At 68.4% G+C, this 17,245-nt stretch carries 18 protein-coding genes; 12 read left to right on the top strand and 6 right to left on the bottom strand.

All coding sequences use genetic code 11. The features are described 5' to 3' along the window. Nucleotides 1–79: 79 nt before the first annotated feature. The 3 genes from HLH48_RS07560 to HLH48_RS07550 are packed head-to-tail and all read right to left on the bottom strand — an operon-like array spanning nt 80 to nt 2,880. Nucleotides 80–730, bottom strand: coding sequence for a 2OG-Fe(II) oxygenase (locus HLH48_RS07560; RefSeq protein ID WP_182996875.1), 651 nt, complete (start codon nt 728–730; stop codon nt 80–82). After that, the gene (gene hemN / locus HLH48_RS07555) at nt 714–2,060 is read right to left on the bottom strand and encodes an oxygen-independent coproporphyrinogen III oxidase (RefSeq protein ID WP_246387128.1); all 1,347 of its coding nucleotides are present in this window, start codon (nt 2,058–2,060) and stop codon (nt 714–716) included. The genes HLH48_RS07560 and hemN overlap by 17 nt, the downstream gene beginning before the upstream one ends. 28 nt (nt 2,061–2,088) lie before the next feature. Further along, entirely contained in the window at nt 2,089–2,880 is a 792-nt protein-coding gene (locus HLH48_RS07550; RefSeq protein ID WP_182996873.1) for an OmpW/AlkL family protein, read from the bottom strand. Nucleotides 2,881–3,368: 488 nt separating this feature from the next. Here HLH48_RS07550 and HLH48_RS07545 point away from each other — a divergent pair, with 488 nt between their 5' ends. Then, a complete protein-coding gene (locus tag HLH48_RS07545; protein WP_182996872.1) occupies nt 3,369–4,130 on the top strand; it encodes a Crp/Fnr family transcriptional regulator in 762 nt (253 codons plus the stop codon). Nucleotides 4,131–4,141: 11 nt separating this feature from the next. On the opposite strand, the gene HLH48_RS07540 is transcribed toward HLH48_RS07545, so the two are convergent. Beyond that, on the bottom strand, nt 4,142–5,368 hold the full coding sequence (locus HLH48_RS07540; RefSeq protein WP_246387099.1) for an AI-2E family transporter: 1,227 nt from the start codon (nt 5,366–5,368) through the stop codon (nt 4,142–4,144). A 266-nt stretch (nt 5,369–5,634) separates the two neighbouring features. Between HLH48_RS07540 and pqqA the strand changes: the two genes are divergently transcribed. The 5 genes from pqqA to pqqE are packed head-to-tail and all read left to right on the top strand — an operon-like array spanning nt 5,635 to nt 8,826. Next, nucleotides 5,635–5,715, top strand: a complete 81-nt coding sequence (gene pqqA / locus HLH48_RS07535; protein ID WP_012224451.1) for a pyrroloquinoline quinone precursor peptide PqqA — start codon at nt 5,635–5,637, stop codon at nt 5,713–5,715. A 60-nt stretch (nt 5,716–5,775) separates the two neighbouring features. Then, nucleotides 5,776–6,699 (top strand): pyrroloquinoline quinone biosynthesis protein PqqB, encoded by a 924-nt coding sequence (gene pqqB / locus HLH48_RS07530; protein WP_182996871.1) that lies wholly within the window; start codon nt 5,776–5,778, stop codon nt 6,697–6,699. Continuing rightward, the gene (pqqC, locus tag HLH48_RS07525) at nt 6,696–7,433 is read left to right on the top strand and encodes a pyrroloquinoline-quinone synthase PqqC (RefSeq protein WP_182996870.1); all 738 of its coding nucleotides are present in this window, start codon (nt 6,696–6,698) and stop codon (nt 7,431–7,433) included. The genes pqqB and pqqC overlap by 4 nt, the downstream gene beginning before the upstream one ends. Further along, a complete protein-coding gene (gene pqqD / locus HLH48_RS07520; RefSeq protein WP_182996869.1) occupies nt 7,430–7,726 on the top strand; it encodes a pyrroloquinoline quinone biosynthesis peptide chaperone PqqD in 297 nt (98 codons plus the stop codon). Before pqqC ends, pqqD begins: the two co-directional genes overlap by 4 nt. Beyond that, nucleotides 7,723–8,826, top strand: a complete 1,104-nt coding sequence (gene pqqE, locus HLH48_RS07515) for a pyrroloquinoline quinone biosynthesis protein PqqE (RefSeq protein WP_182996868.1) — start codon at nt 7,723–7,725, stop codon at nt 8,824–8,826. The genes pqqD and pqqE overlap by 4 nt, the downstream gene beginning before the upstream one ends. Nucleotides 8,827–8,835: 9 nt before the next feature. On the opposite strand, the gene HLH48_RS07510 is transcribed toward pqqE, so the two are convergent. Next, nucleotides 8,836–9,312, bottom strand: a complete 477-nt coding sequence (locus HLH48_RS07510; RefSeq protein ID WP_182996867.1) for a TM2 domain-containing protein — start codon at nt 9,310–9,312, stop codon at nt 8,836–8,838. A 176-nt stretch (nt 9,313–9,488) separates the two neighbouring features. On the opposite strand from HLH48_RS07510, the gene HLH48_RS07505 reads away from it, so the two are divergent. Next, nucleotides 9,489–10,370, top strand: a complete 882-nt coding sequence (locus HLH48_RS07505) for a CPBP family intramembrane glutamic endopeptidase (RefSeq protein WP_182996866.1) — start codon at nt 9,489–9,491, stop codon at nt 10,368–10,370. A gap of 35 nt (nt 10,371–10,405) precedes the next feature. Here the strand turns inward: HLH48_RS07505 and HLH48_RS07500 are convergent, their stop codons facing one another. Beyond that, nucleotides 10,406–11,320 carry a serine hydrolase gene (locus HLH48_RS07500; RefSeq protein WP_264812755.1) on the bottom strand — a complete coding sequence of 305 codons (915 nt, stop codon included), beginning with the start codon at nt 11,318–11,320 and terminating at the stop codon, nt 10,406–10,408. 263 nt (nt 11,321–11,583) lie between these two features. Here HLH48_RS07500 and HLH48_RS07495 point away from each other — a divergent pair, with 263 nt between their 5' ends. The 5 genes from HLH48_RS07495 to HLH48_RS07475 all read left to right on the top strand — a co-directional run bounded on the left by HLH48_RS07495 (nt 11,584) and on the right by HLH48_RS07475 (nt 17,240). Next, complete coding sequence (locus HLH48_RS07495) at nt 11,584–12,837, top strand: FAD-dependent oxidoreductase (protein ID WP_220795032.1); 1,254 nt, start codon at nt 11,584–11,586, stop codon at nt 12,835–12,837. A 22-nt stretch (nt 12,838–12,859) separates the two neighbouring features. Next, nucleotides 12,860–13,198, top strand: coding sequence for a c-type cytochrome (locus tag HLH48_RS07490; RefSeq protein WP_182996865.1), 339 nt, complete (start codon nt 12,860–12,862; stop codon nt 13,196–13,198). 109 nt (nt 13,199–13,307) lie between these two features. Beyond that, entirely contained in the window at nt 13,308–14,198 is an 891-nt protein-coding gene (locus HLH48_RS07485; RefSeq protein WP_182996864.1) for a LysR family transcriptional regulator, read from the top strand. Between the two features lie 69 nt (nt 14,199–14,267). After that, the gene (locus HLH48_RS07480) at nt 14,268–15,848 is read left to right on the top strand and encodes a serine hydrolase (protein WP_182996863.1); all 1,581 of its coding nucleotides are present in this window, start codon (nt 14,268–14,270) and stop codon (nt 15,846–15,848) included. 171 nt (nt 15,849–16,019) lie between these two features. Further along, nucleotides 16,020–17,240 (top strand): FAD-dependent oxidoreductase, encoded by a 1,221-nt coding sequence (locus HLH48_RS07475; protein WP_182996862.1) that lies wholly within the window; start codon nt 16,020–16,022, stop codon nt 17,238–17,240. Nucleotides 17,241–17,245: the final 5 nt, after the last annotated feature.

Here is a 17,245-nt window from a genome sequence, read left to right as displayed (position 1 = left end):
CCTTTCTCGCCTCGTCCTGCTGGAAGATTTATGCCTTCCTAGAACCGAACGGGGCCGAAACGCAAAACCGCCCGGCGCGTCAGCGCGCGTCACCCCGGGGGGCGAACGCCAGTTCCCCGGTCGCACGCCATTCGGCCGAGACGAAATTGACGATCAGCGACCGCCGCACCCCCCGGATCGGCCGGCGCACGAAGCCATGCCAGCTCGCCGCGCCAGGCACGAACATCAGGCCGGAATTGAACGCCCCGCTGGCCCGCGCGACCGGCATGCCGTCCGCCGTCATCAGGTCAGTACCCCAGTCCGCCGCCCCGGGCCCGGACGACAGCGCGACCAGCAGGGTCAGCGCCTTGGCCCCGATATCGGTATGCGGCTCCAGCCAGAACCCGTCGGTATCCAGGCACAGTTCCAGCCGCAGGGCGGTGCCGGCCAGCCGGGCGCCGCAGCGCGCGGCGATCGCGTCGCGCGCCTCCGCCGCGTCGAACATGCGGGCCAGCAGGTCCAGCGCCGGATCGCGGCGCGCCCGGGGCGTGACGAAGACCCGCCGTCCGTTGCGGGCATCGCGCCGGCCGCCGGTATCCCCGCCATGGGATGCCGCTCCCGGGTCCCAGCCCACCAGCGCGGCGCAGGCCGCCGGCGGCAGGACATCGTCCAGCAGCCAGTGCGCGAACGGCCAGCGCCGCGCCCGCGCCCCCCGCACCGAGGCGGCGGCGGCATTACAGGGCGCCGGCATGGCGCCTGACCCCGGCCGGCGCGTGATGCGCGTCGAACAGGGCCGCGATATTGCGCAGGAAGGGCCGGCCGGCCTCGGTCACGCGGATCACGGTGCCCTCCAGCACCACCAGCCCGTCATGCTCGGCCTGCCGCAGGCCTGGCCACGCGCCGTCATACCACCCGGCACCGGCCCCGTGACGCGCCCCGATGGCGGCCGGGTCGGCCCGCAGGGCGCACATCAGCCGTTCGATCACCTCGCCGCGCAGCCGGTCGTCCTCGGTCCGGCGCACGCCGCGCACCGCCGGCAGGTCGTCCGACGCCGCCATGGCACGCGCGTAGAAGGCCTGCGCCGGCACGTTCTGGGTCATGCCCTGGGGAAAGATGGAAATCGCCGAGGCGCCGACCCCGATCAGCACCGGCGCGGGATCGACCGTATAGCCCTGGAAATTGCGGCGCAGGGTGCCGGTCTCGGCGGCCAGGCACAGCGCGTCGCCGGGCCGGGCGTAATGGTCCAGCCCGATGGCGCGATACCGGGCGCCGCGCAGCGCCGCGTCGATGCGCGCCCGCTGGGCCAGCCGCGCGGCCGGCGGCGGCAGCGCGGCCTCGGGCAGCAGCCCCTGGCGCTTCTGCTTCCACGGCACATGGGCATAGCCGAACACCGCCAGCCGGTCCGGCCGCAACTGGGCGGCGACGGTCGCGGCGGTCGCTCCCGCCCCCTCGACGGTCTGGTACGGCAGGCCATAGATCAGGTCGATATTGACCGACCCGATCCCGGCCGCGCGCACCCGCCGCACGCATTCCAGGGTCTGCTCCAGGCTCTGCACCCGGCCGCTGGCCGCCTGCACGGCGGGATCGAGGTCCTGGACCCCCAGGCTGACCCGGTTGACCCCCAGCTCCGCCAGCAGCGCCGGACAGGCGTCGGGCAGGAAACGCGGGTCGAGTTCGACGGCGATTTCGGCGTTCGCGTCCACGGTGAACAGGCGGCGGACCTCCCGCATCACCGCGCGCATGCTGTCCGGCGGCAGGGTCGTCGGCGTGCCGCCGCCCCATTGGACGTGCCGCACCGGATGACCGGGGCCGAGCCGCGCCGCGACCCGCCGCAATTCCTCGATCAGCAGCCGGCCGTAGGCCTCCCGCAGCCCGGCATCGCGCACCACGGCGGTATTGCACCCGCAGAACAGGCACAGCACGTCGCAGAACGGAACATGCAGGTAGAGCGAGACCGCCACCCCCTGCGGAACCGCGCGCAGCCACGCGTCGGCTTCGGCGGCACCGACCGAGGCATCGAACTGCGCCGCGGTCGGGTAGCTGGTATAGCGCGGCAGGTTGCCCCCATACCGAACCAGCATGTCGGAAGGAGGCAGCCCGTCCACGGGATCAGAACCGGTATTCGATACCGGCACCGACCACGGTCGGGTCGAGCGAATCATGGGCCTTGATGAAGGGGCCGCTGACGCCGCCACGGTCATTGGCCCAGGCATGCATCCGCATGAACATCTGCTTGACGTCGAAGTTGAAGAACCAGTTGCCCACCAGCTGGTAATCGAAGCCCGCATTGACCGACGGGCCGCCGGTAAAGCCGACATTCAGCTTCTGCACCAGCCCGCCGGCCGGCGAGACGTTATGGAACCACGCCATGGTGCCGCCCACGCCCACATAGGGGTTGAAGCGCTTGTGCGGCCGGAAATGCCACGCGAAGGTCACGGTCGGCGGCAGCACCCAGGCGCTGCCGACATCGACATGGGCCGCCCCGCCGACCCCATCGGCCGCGACCTCATGCCGCGAACTGGCGGCGATCAGGTCCACCGACAGATTGTCGGTGAAGAAATATTCGAACGTCAGCTCCGGCGTGACCTGGCGCGTGGTCTTCACCCGGCCGGCCACCGCGTTGCCATTGATCCACAGCTTGCTGTCGCGATCCTCGGGCATCACGCCCAGCGCGGACAGGCGGATCAGGAAATCCCCTTTGCCCAGGCCGATCCTGGTACCGGCACAGGTCTCGAACAGGCCGCAATGGCCGCTGCGCGACGGCGGCGGCGGCACGGCATCGGACGCGACCGGCGCGTTGACATAGACCGACGGCGTCGCCGTCTGAGCCCGTCCCGCGCCCGGTGCCAACGCCAGCAGGCCGGCCAGGACCGGAACGACGAGGCTACGGGTCATTTTCATCGTGTGCGCCTTTCAACTTTCAGCGATGAAGAACATCGTGTGACGTGCATTCACCACGCACCGCCTGTCATCGCCTTGACATAAATCAAGCCATATCCTGCGACATCTCGATCGGGGTCCGAACCGGCACCGGGCGGCCCACCGGACGGCTCCCGGGGCGCCCTCCCGCGCGCCACCCCGCCCCGCCCGTCGCGCATATCAGGCACGCATGAAAAGAAGATCGCCGCCCCCCGGGGGCGGCAGCGCGGGCACGACGGCCCTCGAACCGCGGCAAACCGACGATCGGGGCAAGGCCGGCATGCCGGATCGCGTACGCCGAAAACCCGCCAACCCGCCACGCTTGGGTCCGATGCTGGAAAAGGCATTGATTCAGATCAACTCAGCCCGCATTCTGATGCATGTCGCGATCCGGTCGGCCCGATGGCCGCCCATGCTGCAACGACCGGTCCGCCTCCCGGCGGGCCAGAACCGGGAGGAACCCGGACGATATGTCTGATCAGACCACCTGCCTGCACCAGCGCGAGTCCCGCCCGCGCCGCCTGATCCTGGCCGGCGCCCACCGGCAGCCCGGCTATTGCCTGACCTGCGGCATCCGGGCCCAGAGCGTCTGTAGCGTCATCGACGACGACGACATCGCCCGCCTGGCCGAGGTGGCGGTGGAAACGCTGGTCCTGCCGGGCCGCACCTTCATCGAGGAAGGCACGGCGGCCACCGATTTCTACAATATCACCTCGGGCAACGTGAAGCTGTTCAAGGCCCTGCCCGACGGACGGCGGCAGATCATGGGCTTCGCCACCACCGGGCATTTCCTGGGCCTGGCGGTGTCCGATCAGTACGCGTTCGGCGCCGAGGCGATGGACACGGTGCGGCTGTGCCGGTTCTCGCGGGCCCGCATGCGCCAGTTGATGGACGATTTCCCCAGGCTGGAACGCCGGCTGCTGGCCGAAGCCTCGAACGAACTGGTCGCGGCGCAGAACCAGATGCTGCTGCTGGGCCGCAAGACGGCGCGCGAGCGGGTGGCCAGCTTCCTGCTGGACCGGATGCGCGACGCCACGGACCCGTCGCAGGACGTGCCGCTGCCGATGACCCGGTCGGACATGGCCGACTATCTGGGCCTGACGATCGAAACCGTCAGCCGGACCCTGAGCTGGATGCGCGCCGAACGGCTGATCGCGATCGGCAGGGGCCACACGGTCCGCGTCACCGCGAGCGAACGCCTCGAAACCCTCGCGGCGGGCGAGGCGGCCTGAGCGGCGGCACGTTACTCGGCCTCGGGGCTGGGTTCGGGCACGGCCGGCGGCCGCGCCGACACGCTGCGCGCCGGGCCGCCGACGATGTGGCCGATCGGGGTCAGCACCTCGACATGGTCGCAGATGATCTTGAACACCGCGAGCATGGGCACCGACAGGAAGGCCCCCCACACCCCCCATAGCCAGTCCCAGAACATCAGCGACCCCATGACCAGCACCGGGTTGAGCGTGAAGCGCCGGGCCAGCACCATCGGGGTGATCGTCTCGCCTTCCATCAGATGGATGCACAGATAGACCATCGGCGGCAGCAGCGCCTGGAGCACCGAGGGAAAGACGAACAGGCTGATGACGAAATAGATCACGATCCCGGTCAGCGGCCCGATGATGGGGATATAGTTCAGCAGGAACGCCAGCACCCCCCACAGCAGCGGGTTGGGCAGGCCGAACACCCAGCATTGCAGCATGTTCGCCAGCCCGACCAGCACGTTGATGATCGTGATCGTCGTCAGGTACAGCGAGACGTTGCGTTCGATCTGGTAGGCGATCTGCACCGCGCGGCGCTTGTCGGCGAAGGTCGGCATGATTTCGACGAAACGCCGCAGCAGGCTGTCGCCCTGCGCCAGCAGGAAGAACAGCATCAGCATCATGGTAAAGAGCTGGCCCACGAAGGCCCGCGTTCCCAGCAGCACGCTGGAGCCGAACGTGCCCAGCCCCCCCGCACCCGCGGGCGCGGCCGGCGCCAGCAGCGCGATCTGCCCGCTCCCACGCCCACCCCGGCCGCTGACCACGTCCAGGAAGCTCTCGATCCGGTCGTTGGCGGACTGGATCATCCGCAACGGCCCACGCAACACCGCCATATGGGCCTGGATCGCGGCCATGGTCTGCGGCGCGCGGCTGATCCAGCCGGCGGCGGGCACCGAGATCGCGGTGCCGATCGCCCCCACCACCCCGACCAGGCACAGGATCAGGAACAGCGCCGCCAGCGTCTTGGGCAGGCGCAACCGCGCATGCAGCAGGCGCATCGGCGCGGACAGCAGCAGGTTGGCCACCAGCGCCAGCACGATCGGCAGGATGATCGCCGAGGCGAAATACAGCGTATAGAAGACCGCCAGCACCGTCAGGATCAGCAGGCAGACGGTCTGCGCGCTGAAGCGGCTGCGGCGTACGACCTCGATGGCCCGCTGCTGCTGGCGCGCCTCGAACGAATCGGCCTCTTCTTCCTCGGAAGCCAACATCATGCCCCGCCTCGCCAACGGCCATCGGCGGACAGGACCCGCCCGACCGCCATCGCTTGGGGCGTAGTCTTCTCCCCGCGCCGACGCAAGGCATAACGCGCCACGGCATTGGTGCCCCGCCGCCGCCGCAAATCACGAAAAGGTGCGTTTTCTGAACGGCGATCGTCCGCGAAACACCGTGGGCAAGGCTTGAAAGCCGCCCGCATAACGGCTCACATCCCGCATGAAAGCGGAACCCCGCCTTCACGCGCTGAAAGATGGAGGATCACATGGCCTGGACTGCTCCGAAGATCACCGAAGTTCCGCTGGGCGCGGAAATCAACAGCTACGTCTGCGGCCAGAAGAAATAAGCCGCACGAAACGCCGCCCCGCCTCGCGCGGGCGGCGTTTCCGCCTCCGATCCCCGCGTCATGATCGACATCATCGTTCTCGGTGCCGCCGCCGGCGGCGGCTTCCCGCAATGGAACTCCAACGCCGCCGGATGCCGGCGCGCCCGCGCGGGCGACCCCGGCGCCCTGCCCCGGACCCAGGCCTCGATCGCCATCAGCGGCGACGGCGTCCACTGGTTCGTCGTCAACGCCTCGCCCGACCTGCGCGCGCAGATCGGCCAGACCCCGGCGCTGCACCCGCGCGAGGGCCTGCGCTCCACCCCCATCGCCGGGGTGATCCTGACCGGCGGCGAGGTCGATACCGTCACCGGCCTGCTGACCCTGCGCGAGCGCCAGCCCCTCACCCTGCTGGCCACCCGCCCGGTGCTGGACCTGCTGGACGCCAACCCGATCTTCGAGGCACTGGACCGCGCCATCGTGCCGCGCCTGGCCCTGGCGCTCGACCGGCCTCACGCGCTCGCGCTGCCCGACGGCAGGCCGGCGGGGCTGACGATCACGCCCTTCGCGGTGCCGGGCAAGGTGCCCCTCTATGCCGAAAGCGGCCCCGACCCCGCCGCCATCGTCGAAAATGGCGAGACGGTGGGGCTGGCGATCACCGACGGAACGCGCCATGCCGTCTTCATCCCCGGCTGCGCGCGCATGACCGAGCCGTTGCGCGCGCGCCTGCGGGGCGCGGACATCGTCTTCTTCGACGGCACGCTCTGGACCGACGACGAGATGCTGCGCGCCGGCATCGGGCAGAAGACCGGGCAGCGCATGGGCCACATGTCCGTCAGCGGCCCGGAGGGTACCATCGACGCGCTCTCCGACCTTGGAATCGGGCACAGGATCCTGATCCACATCAACAACTCCAACCCCGTCCTGCTGGCCGACAGTCCCGAGCGCGCGGCCGCGCGCGACGCGGGATGGGACGTGGCCTTCGACGGCATGAGGATCACGACATGACGGGGCATGCCCTTTCTCCTGACGGGCTGGAGGCCGCGCTACGCGCCATCGGCGCCGAGCGCTACCACAATCTGCACCCGTTCCACCGCGCGCTGCATGAAGGGCGCCTGGCAAAGGGCCAGGTCCAGGCCTGGGCGCTGAACCGCTATTATTACCAGTGCCGCATTCCCGCCAAGGACGCGACATTGCTGGCCCGGCTGCCGACGGCCGAGCTGCGCCGCGAATGGCGCAGGCGGCTGGTCGATCACGATGGCGATGCGCCGGGCACCGGCGGCGTCGCCCGCTGGCTCAAACTCACCGACGGCGTGGGGCTGGACCGCGCCTATGTCGAGTCGCTGGAAGGATTGCTGCCCGCCACGCGCTTCGCCGTCGATGCCTATGTCGATTTCGTGCGCGACCGCCCGATCCTCGAAGCCATCGCCTCATCCCTGACCGAACTGTTCTCGCCCACCATCATCAGCGAGCGCGTCGCCGGGATGCTGCGCCATTATGATTTCGTCACGCCGGAAGCACTGGCCTATTTCCAGCCCCGGCTGACCCAGGCCCCGCGCGACTCCGATTTCGCGCTGGCCTATGTCCGCGAACACGCCCGCACCGCGGCCGAGCAGAAATCGGTGCTGGACGCGCTGACCTTCAAATGCGCCGTGCTGTGGTCGATGCTGGACGCGCTGGATTACGCCTATGTCGTCCCCGGCCGCATCCCGCCCGGCGCCTTCACGCCCGAACCCGCATGACCGGCGCCCCCGCCCCGCCGCCGGTCGCCGAGGACACGATCGTCCGCTTCCCGCGCGGCATACGGCTGCACCACGACCGGGTGCGCGACCAGTGGGTGATCCAGGCGCCGGAACGCGCCTTCATCGCCGACCCGATCGCCGCCGAGATCCTGCAACTGGTGGACGGCACGCGCCCCCTCGCCGCCATCATCGACCTCCTGGCCGAGCGCTTCTCCGCCCCGCGCCCCGTCATCGCCCGCGACGTGCTGGACATGGTCGCCGGCCTGGCCCGGCGACAGGTCCTCGCGACATGACCCCCGCCGTCCCCCCGCCGATGAGCCTGCTGGCCGAGCTGACGCATCGCTGCCCGCTGCAATGCCCGTACTGCTCCAACCCCCTGGCGCTGGACGGGCGGGAGGGCGAGCTTGGCACCGGCGACTGGCTCCGCGTGCTGGACCAGGCGGCGGAACTCGGCGTGTTGCAGGTCCATTTCTCCGGCGGCGAGCCGATGGCCCGGCGCGACCTCCCCGAACTGGTGCGCCACGCGGCGTCATTGGGGCTGTACAGCAACCTCATCACGTCCGGCGTTCTACTCACCGAAGCCACGCTGGCCCAACTGGCCAAGGCTGGACTGGACCATGTGCAGCTCTCGTTCCAGGACGTCGATACCGCACCGGCCGAGACCATGGGCGGCATGCCCGGCGCGCAGCAGAAGAAACTGGCCGCCGCCCGCATGGTCGTGGCCGAGGGCATGCCGCTGACGGCGAATTTCGTCATCCATCGCGGCAATGCCGGCCGCGTCGGCCGCATGCTCGACCTGGCGGTGGAACTGGGCGCCCGCCGGGCCGAGATCGCGCATACGCAATATTATGGCTGGGGGCTGGCGAACCGTGCCGCCCTGATGCCCAGCCGGGCCCAGCTCGCCGAGGCGACCCGCGCGGTGGAAGACGCCCGCGCGCGGCTGTCGGGCGTACTGGCGATCGACTACGTCACCCCCGATTACTACGCCGACCAGCCCAAGCCCTGCATGGGCGGCTGGGGGCGGCGCTTCGTCAACATCTCGCCCAGCGGCCACGTCCTGCCGTGCCACGCGGCCGAGACGATCGGCGGCGTGCCGATCCCCGACATCCGCACCGACAGCCTGGCCGCGATCTGGGCCGACTCACCGCTGTTCCGCCTGTTTCGCGGCACGGACTGGATGCCCGAACCCTGTCGCGGCTGCGCCCTGCGCGAGCAGGACTGGGGCGGCTGCCGCTGCCAGGCCCTGGCCCTGCTGGGCGACGCGGCGGCGACCGACCCGGTCTGCACCCGCTCGCCCGACCACGCCCGGATCAGCGAGATCCTGGCCGACCTGCCGCAAACGCCGCCACCGCTGGTCTATCGCCGCTACGGCAACGCGCCGACGGGCGAATAACGGCCGCGCTCAGAACCATTCCTTCTGATGAACGACATACGTCTCGGCGAACTCGGCATCCGACTTTGAAATGTAAATGATCGCTTCAATAAAGGCGATAATATAGACAATCGCGCTCGGTATACCCAGAAGGATAAAGCCGAACAAAGTACACAGAAGCATGATGATCCCGGCCTTGTTATAACCGAGATAGAATTTATGAATACCGAACCCGCCCAGAAAGATCGCCAGAAGGCAGGCAACGACCTTCGATTTCTCTCCTGACGAATTGATATCTATATTGATCCCGACCTTGGGCGCATCGGACAGGACGAATATTGCCAGCGCTTCACCATTCTCCGGATCGAAATCGACCTTCGCCCCGCTTTTCAACGATGCGAAATCCGACTTCACGCTGACTCCCTTGAACGTGTACCGATTATTGTCGTCCCCGCCGATCAGGCCTTCACCGCGTCTGGGATCATAGTCAAGAACGGTGCCGCGCATTGCTTTTTCCAGTTACGACCGTCATGCCGATCGCAAAACATAGGAAGCCGCGACGAACGCCGTCAATTCGAAACCCTTGACGTCACGATCAAATCCCATTCCCACGCCCGCACATCCGCTCCGGCCCGACCATCGGAACGCAGCTGGATCGCGATCGATCATTCCGGAAATCAACCATGTCCGTTTCCTTGAGAAAAGCCGCATCCAGCCTCGTGTCCGTCACGCTCTTCTTCGTGCTGTCCCTGCTGGCATTTCGTTATGTCCGGCTACCGGACCTGGCCCGACTCAACCCCGTGCCCCGAGCGGACCCGGCCTCCCATACGGTCGCGAGACTGGCGACACTGTGCGTGAACGAAATTTTCCTGCTGTTTCTGATCTGCGTCATAACCGCCCTGTTCGCCGCGTTCGAACGGCGGGATGCGGCTTTCTGCGGTTTTCCGCTCGACAGGCCGGCATTTCTCCGTGTCGTTCAGGGGGCCGGACTGTCGCTGGCCGGAGCCATGGTCCTTGCGGCGATCGAAATCGTCTTTGGCGGCCTGCGCTTCACCGGCTGGCTATGGAGCGGCCCGACCACGGTCACGATCGTCCTCCTTTCGGCCAGCGCACTCACCGCCGTTGGCCTCACGGAGGAATTATGGTTCCGCGGCTATCCGCTGCGGCGGCTCGAAACCGGTCTCGGCTGGTGGCCGGCCGCGTTTCTGACCTCCCTGGTCTTTGCGACCAGCCATCTGTCAAACCCGGGGGAACATATCGTCCAAATCGTCCTGCTGTTTCTGTCGGGACTTGTCCTGTGCGGCGTTCGCCGTGTCACGGGCTCCCTCTGGCTTGGTGTCGGCGCGCATTCCGTCGCCGATTTTTCCGACATCGTCCTGGGCTCGCCCGATCCGTATGCGGGCAATAGCCCGTTCCAGATCGTTCACCTGCGCGTCGACGGCCCCGCATGGCTCACCGGGGGCGAGAACGGCGTCATGTTCAGCATTCCCGGCATCGGCACGCAGTATCTGATGATGCTCGTCGTTCTCCTGCTCTTCCGGGCATCCACACCCAGGCCATCATGAGGTCCCGCCGCGACCACCCATCCGTCAGCGCGGAGCTACCGGCCATCGAGGCGACGGCGATAGGCGATGAAGACCGTCCGGGAAATGGCGTTCAGCACCCTGATACCCGCCGCTGCGTCCGGCAGGTCGCGGCTGAGTTCCACCAGGATGTAGCGCGTCCCGTTCGGCAGGAAGACGATCGCGGCATCGTTGCGCACGCCGTTGACCCACCCGGTCTTGTGGGCGACCGGCGTGCCGGGGGGCAGGCCGGGCGGAATGATGTCGTTGAAGGTCTGGCCGCGCATGATGCCGATCATCGCCCGGCTCTCGGCGGGGCCGACGATCGCGCCATGGTCCAGCTTCTGCAGGAACCCGCCCAGCCCGCGCGCGGTAACGCGGTTGCGGATGCCCTTCGCATCGGCATCGAAATCCTCGATCATGCGGCCGAAGACGATGCCGCCGAGCCCCTGCCGCGCGATCACGGCACGAATGGGCATCACGCCCAGCCGCTCGACCATCAGATTGGTGGCGAGGTTGCTGCTGTACCGGATCATGACCCGCAGCAACGCGCGCACCGCGACCGGCCTGCCGGCCTGGGCATAGAGCGGATCGTAGGAATCCTCCTTCCGGTCGAGCGAGAAACTGCCCGTGCCGACCAGCGAATGGAAGCGGTCATGGACGACGATCGTCTCGTCCGGTTTCAGCGTGCCGTCGCGAAAGGCGGCATAGGCGGCGTCGAGGACGAACAGCTTGATGGTGCTGGCCGCGTTGATGGGCTCGTCACAGCGCAGGCAGACGTCCGGCGCCTGCCCGGACGGCGCGGCATAGACGGCGAAGGTCCCAGGCTGGCCGGCCGTGATCCGCGCGACCGACTCCGCCAGCCCCTCCGCGCGGGCCGCGCCCGCCAGCAGAGCCAGCCCGCACAGGGCGCCCACCCCGCGCGTCAGAAGACGAAGCATCAGCAGCGGCACGGTCGATCCTCCCTCTGGCGCACCACCGGTCCAGCCCGCATGTTCCGCGCGGCACGCTCGCTCGTCCGGTCGATATTTTCAAACGGCTTCTTGTTATCGAACCGTTATAATCTTCCTGTCCCCGCCAGACCAGTTCGCCGAGGTTCTTGCGGGTTAGCCTCGGGTTATCGCCTGTGGACGAAGTTTCGCCTTCCTAAGCGGGCCGCGATCGGCGATGGAGAAAGAAACGGTCGGTAATGCAGCGGGACGATAGCGGAACGGTCATGGATACAGGCAGGATCATTTCGCGCCGGGGCGTGTTCGCGAGCGGGGCCGCTCTGGGCGCGGCGGCGATGATCGCGGGCCAACGCGCGGTCCTGCCGCGCGCCGCATCGGCGGGCGACACGCCACCCCAGCCGCCACGCCACGGGTCCGCGCTGGTGCCGATGCATCCGCGCGTGGACCAGATCACCGATCTCAAGGTCTGCATCCGGCCGTTCCGCGCCGCCGGCCCACGGCTGGATGTCGAGCGCATCGGAAACAAGATCGTCTTCCACAATTACGGCCATGGCGGCAGCGGCTGGTCCCTGTCCTGGGGGTCGGCCAACCTGGTGGTCGGCAATGTCGCGGCAACGCTGAATCGCAAGGTCGCGGTCATCGGCTGCGGCATCGTCGGGCTGACAGCCGCACTGACGGCACAGCGCGCGGGCTTCGACGTCACGATCTATGCCCGCGACCTGCTGCCGCACACGCGCTCGGTGCGCGCGAACGGAAGCTGGACGCCGGATTCCCGGATCGCGCTGACCCAGACCGCCGCCCCCGGCTTCGCCGACCAGTGGGAACAGATGGCCCGTTTTTCATGGGCGACCTACCGGACCTATCTCGGCCTGCCCGGCGCGCCGATCATGTTCGAGGATAATTACATCCTCTCCGATACGTCCTTCGAGAACCAGCATCCCACCCCCGCGCCGTCCGAGGCACCCGGCGCGATGCCGCGCGTCTCCGAGGATTTCGCCCGCTATTCAGGCAGGATTCGCGACATCGTCCCGGCGGCCGAGGACGTTCCGCCGGCCGAAAACCCGTTCGCCGCGCCGCATGCGCGCCGACGTTCGCTGATGATCTACAATTTCGGCGCCTACGGCCACCTGCTGCTGTCGGAATTCCACCAGGCGGGCGGGCGCATCGTCATCCGCGAATTCCATAGTCCGCACGACCTGACCACGCTGCCGGAGAAGGTGATCATCAACTGTCCCGGCTACGCGGCGCGCGAATGGTGGCGCGACGACAGCCTGGTCCCCGTGCGGGGCCAGACGGCCTGGCTGCCGCCCCGGCCCGACGCCCCGTACGGCCTCGTTTACCGGGGCGCCGCCCTGCTGTCCAAGACCGACGGCGTGATGATCCAGGCCTTCGACCTGGACGGGCTGGGCGAGATGACCGGCGTGGGCAATTCCCTCGAACACCCAGACCCGGCGGAGGCCGCGCGCGCCATCGGCGTGTTCGCCGACCTGTTCGCCCGCATGCCGGCGGCGGCCGGGTAACATGATGATCCGGACAGGAGACATGCGAACCCGCCTCGCCGCCCTCGCGCTCGGCCTGACCCTGCTGCCCGGCGCGGCTGCCGCCGATACGGCACGCGGCGCGGCGCTCTATCGCGCCGCCTGCGCGATGTGCCACGGCAGCAGGCTGGAAGGAAATTTCCAGACGCCCGCTCTGACCGGCCGCTTCGTCGCGAACTGGGCCGGCGCGCCGGTCGCGGAACTCGAGGATTATGTCCAGCGGGCCATGCCGCTGATGGCGCCCGGCACGCTGTCGCCGGAGGATACAAAGGCCATCGTCGCATTCCTGCTGGAAGCGAACGCCATCCCACGAGGCAGGACCGTGCGCATAAGACCGGGATGATCGCACCCTCCAGACCGGACAGACCCGGACATCACAGAACAAATCAAGATCTTTCCGATTCTTTCAAGAGAGACCATCTCTCCGCCAAGTCCCAGGAACCCCCGCCACCATGCGCCTGCGCCAGATCGAAGTCTTCTACGCGATCATGACGACGGGTTCGCTCAGGCGCGCCGCCGAAGTCCTGCATGTCTCGCAACCCGCCGCGAGCAAGGTGCTGCGTTATGCCGAGCAATCGCTGGGCTTCGCCCTGTTCGAGCGCGCGGGCGGCCGGCTGGTACCGACGCGCGAGGCGCGGATCATGCTGCCGCATGTCAACGCCATTTTCGAGAAACTGTCCGACCTCAAGCGCCTGACCGACAATCTGCGCTATGCGCGCGACGGGCATTCGATCAGCATCGGCTGCGTGCCCAGCCTGGGGCTGAGCCTGGTCCCGCGCGTGGTCCAGCGGTACCGGGCGGCCCATCCGGGCATGGAACTGACGATCGACGCGCTGCACGGCACCGAAATCGTGTCGCGCATCCTCAACCACGACCTGGATCTCGGGATCGTATTCGGCGATTACACGCGCGACGGCCTGACGGCGCTGCATATCGCCGATATTCCGCTGCTGATGATCGACCAGGACGGCGCGGACGGCCCGGTCAGCCTCTCCGCGATCGACCCGGCCCGTTATATCGGGCTGAGCGAGAACGACCCGACGGCCCGCCTGCTCGACATGGCGCTGGACGAGGCCGGGGTTCCAGCGGCGGCACCGGTGCGGGTGCGCACCCATTTCATGGCGGCCGAACTCGTGCGCCTGGGCGGAGGCTGCGCCATCGTCGATGCCCTGACCGCCTTGCATCATCCGGGCCTGCCGCGCCCGCGCCCGCTGTCGCCGCCGCTGAGCGTCGATTGCACAGTCCTGTTCCGCGCCGACCATGCGCTGTCGCACATCTCCAAGAGCATTCTCGCCCTTTTGCGAAGCGAACTCGAAATCGACCTGGCCGCGCTGGCGTGCTGACAGCGCAGGGCAGAACGTTTCGCCAACAATCGGCTTTCCACAACCATATTTTCCCAATCAGGACGACCGATGATCCAGCATTTCCGCCATGCGTGCCTCGTCGCGGCCTCGGCGGCCACCCTCCTGTCGGCCCGAAGCCCAGCCCGCGCCGCCACGCTGCCGCCGGGGCTCACGGAGCAGGAGATCGGCCTGACGGTCGAGCGCGCCCGCCAGGCCTTCAACGTGCCCGGCGTCGCGGTGGCGGTGGTGCATGACGGGCAGATCGTGTTCAGCCACGGCTACGGACGCCGGGCGGAAGACAAGGCCAGCGCCCCGGTCGACGCACGCACGCTGTTCGCCATCGGATCGAACACCAAGGAATTCACCGCGACGGCGCTGGCGCAACTGGTCGAGCAGGGCAAGCTGGACTGGGACGACCGCGTCATCGACCACATGCCGGAATTTCGCGTCGCCGATCCATGGATCACGCGCGATTTCCGCGTGTCGGACCTGCTGACCCACCATAGCGGGATGGGGCTGGGGGCAGGGGACCTGATGCTGTTCTCGCACAGCACCTTCACCCGGCCGGAAATCCTCGCGGGCCTGCCCTTCATGCCCTTCACCGGCCCGTTCCGCGCCCAATATGCCTACAACAACCTGCTCTACGTGGTCGCGGGCGCGCTGGTCGAACGGCTGACGGGCCAAAGCTGGGAAGATGCGGTCCAGACGCGGCTGATCGACGCGGCCTCCCTGCCCGCCTGCCAGAGCACGCCGCCGGTCAGGGGCCAGGCGGACGTGGCGACCGGCGCGGGCGAAAGCGAAAACCTGCCCGATCGCGCCTCCCTCCGCCTGCCCGCCGTCGCGCCTGCCGGCGGCATCTGGTGCAGCGCCGACGGCATGGCCCGCTGGGCGCAGGTCTATCTCGCCGGCGGCCGCACGCCCGAGGGCAAGGCGGTGTTCAGCCTGGCCAGCCGCGACACGCTGTGGTCGCCGCACGCGCTGCTGCCGCTGCCCGACACGGCGGCAGCGACGAAAACCCATTTCCGCGCCTACGGCTTTGGCTGGTTCATGGAGGATTTCTTCGGCCGCAAGCGCGTCTGGCACACCGGCACCATCGGCGGCATGGTCAGCTACGTCACCTTCCTGCCCGAACTGCGGACCGGCATCGTCGTCCTGACCAACCAGGACGATCATCACGCGACCTATGCCATCGCGACCACCCTCAGCGCCTATGCCGCGACCGGCACCAGCGCGGACTGGGTCGCCCATTGGCGCGACGCGAAGAATGCCGAACAGGCGGCGCGGGCCAAGGCGGCCGCCAGCACCGGTCCCGGCTCGCCCGCGCGGCCCTTCATCACGCTGTCCGACAGCGCGCGGCAGGATTATGTCGGCACCTATCGCGACGCCTGGCGCGGTCCGATCACCATCAGCCTGCGGGGGCGGGACCTGCGGATGGCATTCAGCCACGCCGACGGGCTCACGGGCACGCTCTCGGCCCTGCCGCACGACCTGTTCGTGGTCCGCTGGGACAACCGCGCGCAGGACGGCGCGGACGACGCCTACGTGCAGTTCGAACGCGATGTCTCGGGCAAGCCGGTCGGCCTGACCATGCGGGTGATCGAATCCGATTTCAGCTTCGACGCGCAGGACCTGCATCCGAAAAAAGAATGAAGCCCTCGAAGCTTTTCGGCTCCCCCCCAAACCCCTTCCCACCCTCTTCTTAACCATGGGTTATAGGAAACAGCCCTCTTTTGCATTGGCGGGAACCCTCCCGCCCTCCTAGGCTCGGTTCATCCATGACGGCGCGCCGGCGCGCCCAGCCTATCGATATTCAGGACTTCCATGGCCGGCAAACGGACCATCACCATTATCGGTGGGGGCGTCATCGGCCTCACCGCCGCCCGCGCCCTTGTCGGGGCAGGGCACGACGTCACGCTCATCGAACGCCGCGAGGATGTGGGGCAGGAGGCCAGCTTCGCGAATGGCGGCCAGCTCAGCTACCGCTATGTCAGCCCGCTGGCCGATGCCGGCGTGGTGCGCGACGCCCTGGGCTGGCTGCTCCACCCGCACGCGCCGATCTCGCTGCGCTTGCGCGCCGATCCCGGCCAGTGGCGCTGGCTTCTGGGCTTCATCCTGGCGTGCAACCGGCAGACAAATCGCACCAATGCCGCGATCCTGCTCGACCTGGCCCTGGCGGGGCAGGCGGAACTGCGGCGATGGCGCCATGCCGGGCTGGACGATTTCCTGTGGCGCCGTCCCGGAAAGCTGGTTCTGTATCGCGAGTCTTCGAAATTCCGCCGGGCTGCGCGCGCCATCGCCGATCCCGACCGCCAGCGCGCCCTGTCCCCCGCCGAATGCATGGCGGTCGAGCCGGTCTTCGCGGGATTGCAGTCCCGGATCGCGGGCGGGATCTTCTCGCCGGAGGACGAGGTCGCGGATTGTGCCCTGTTCTGCGTGGCCATGCGCAAATCGCTGGCGGCGCAGCCAGGTTTCCGCCTCGTGCGGGGCGAGGCCGCGCTCGCGCCCGGCAGCGGGGGCCGCTGCGCCCTGGCCGTGAATGGCAGGCCGTTCGAAACCGATCTCATCGTCCTCGCGGCAGGCATCGCGTCCCGCGTGCTGGCGCATCCGCTCGGGATCGACCTGCCGCTCTACGGCCTGAAAGGCTACAGCCTGACGACGCGGCCCCGCCCCGGAACCCTGCCCGCCGTCAGCGTGACGGATTACGACAACCGCGTGGTCTATGCCGGGCTGGGCGACCGGCTGCGGATCGCCGCCATGGTCGATATCGGGGCGGAGGACACCACTCCCGATCCACGCCGCCTGGCGGCACTGCGCGCGCTGGTGGCGCAGACGCTGCCGGGCGCGTTCGACCGGGGCGAGGACGCGCCATGGGCCGGGCTGCGTCCCGCGACGCCGACCGGCGTTCCGGTCATCGCACGCAGCCGGTATGACAATCTTCTGTTCAATGTCGGACACGGCGCCCTCGGCTTCACGCTGTCGGTCGGCTCGGCATTGCGGCTGACAGACATCGTGGCCGGGGCCGACGCCCGGGCCATCGGGTAAGGAAG

It is taken from the genome of Gluconacetobacter sacchari, from assembly GCF_014174255.1.
In the GTDB taxonomy this organism is placed as follows: Bacteria; Pseudomonadota; Alphaproteobacteria; order Acetobacterales; family Acetobacteraceae; genus Gluconacetobacter; species Gluconacetobacter sacchari.
This window is presented reverse-complemented; position numbering and strand designations above follow the sequence as displayed.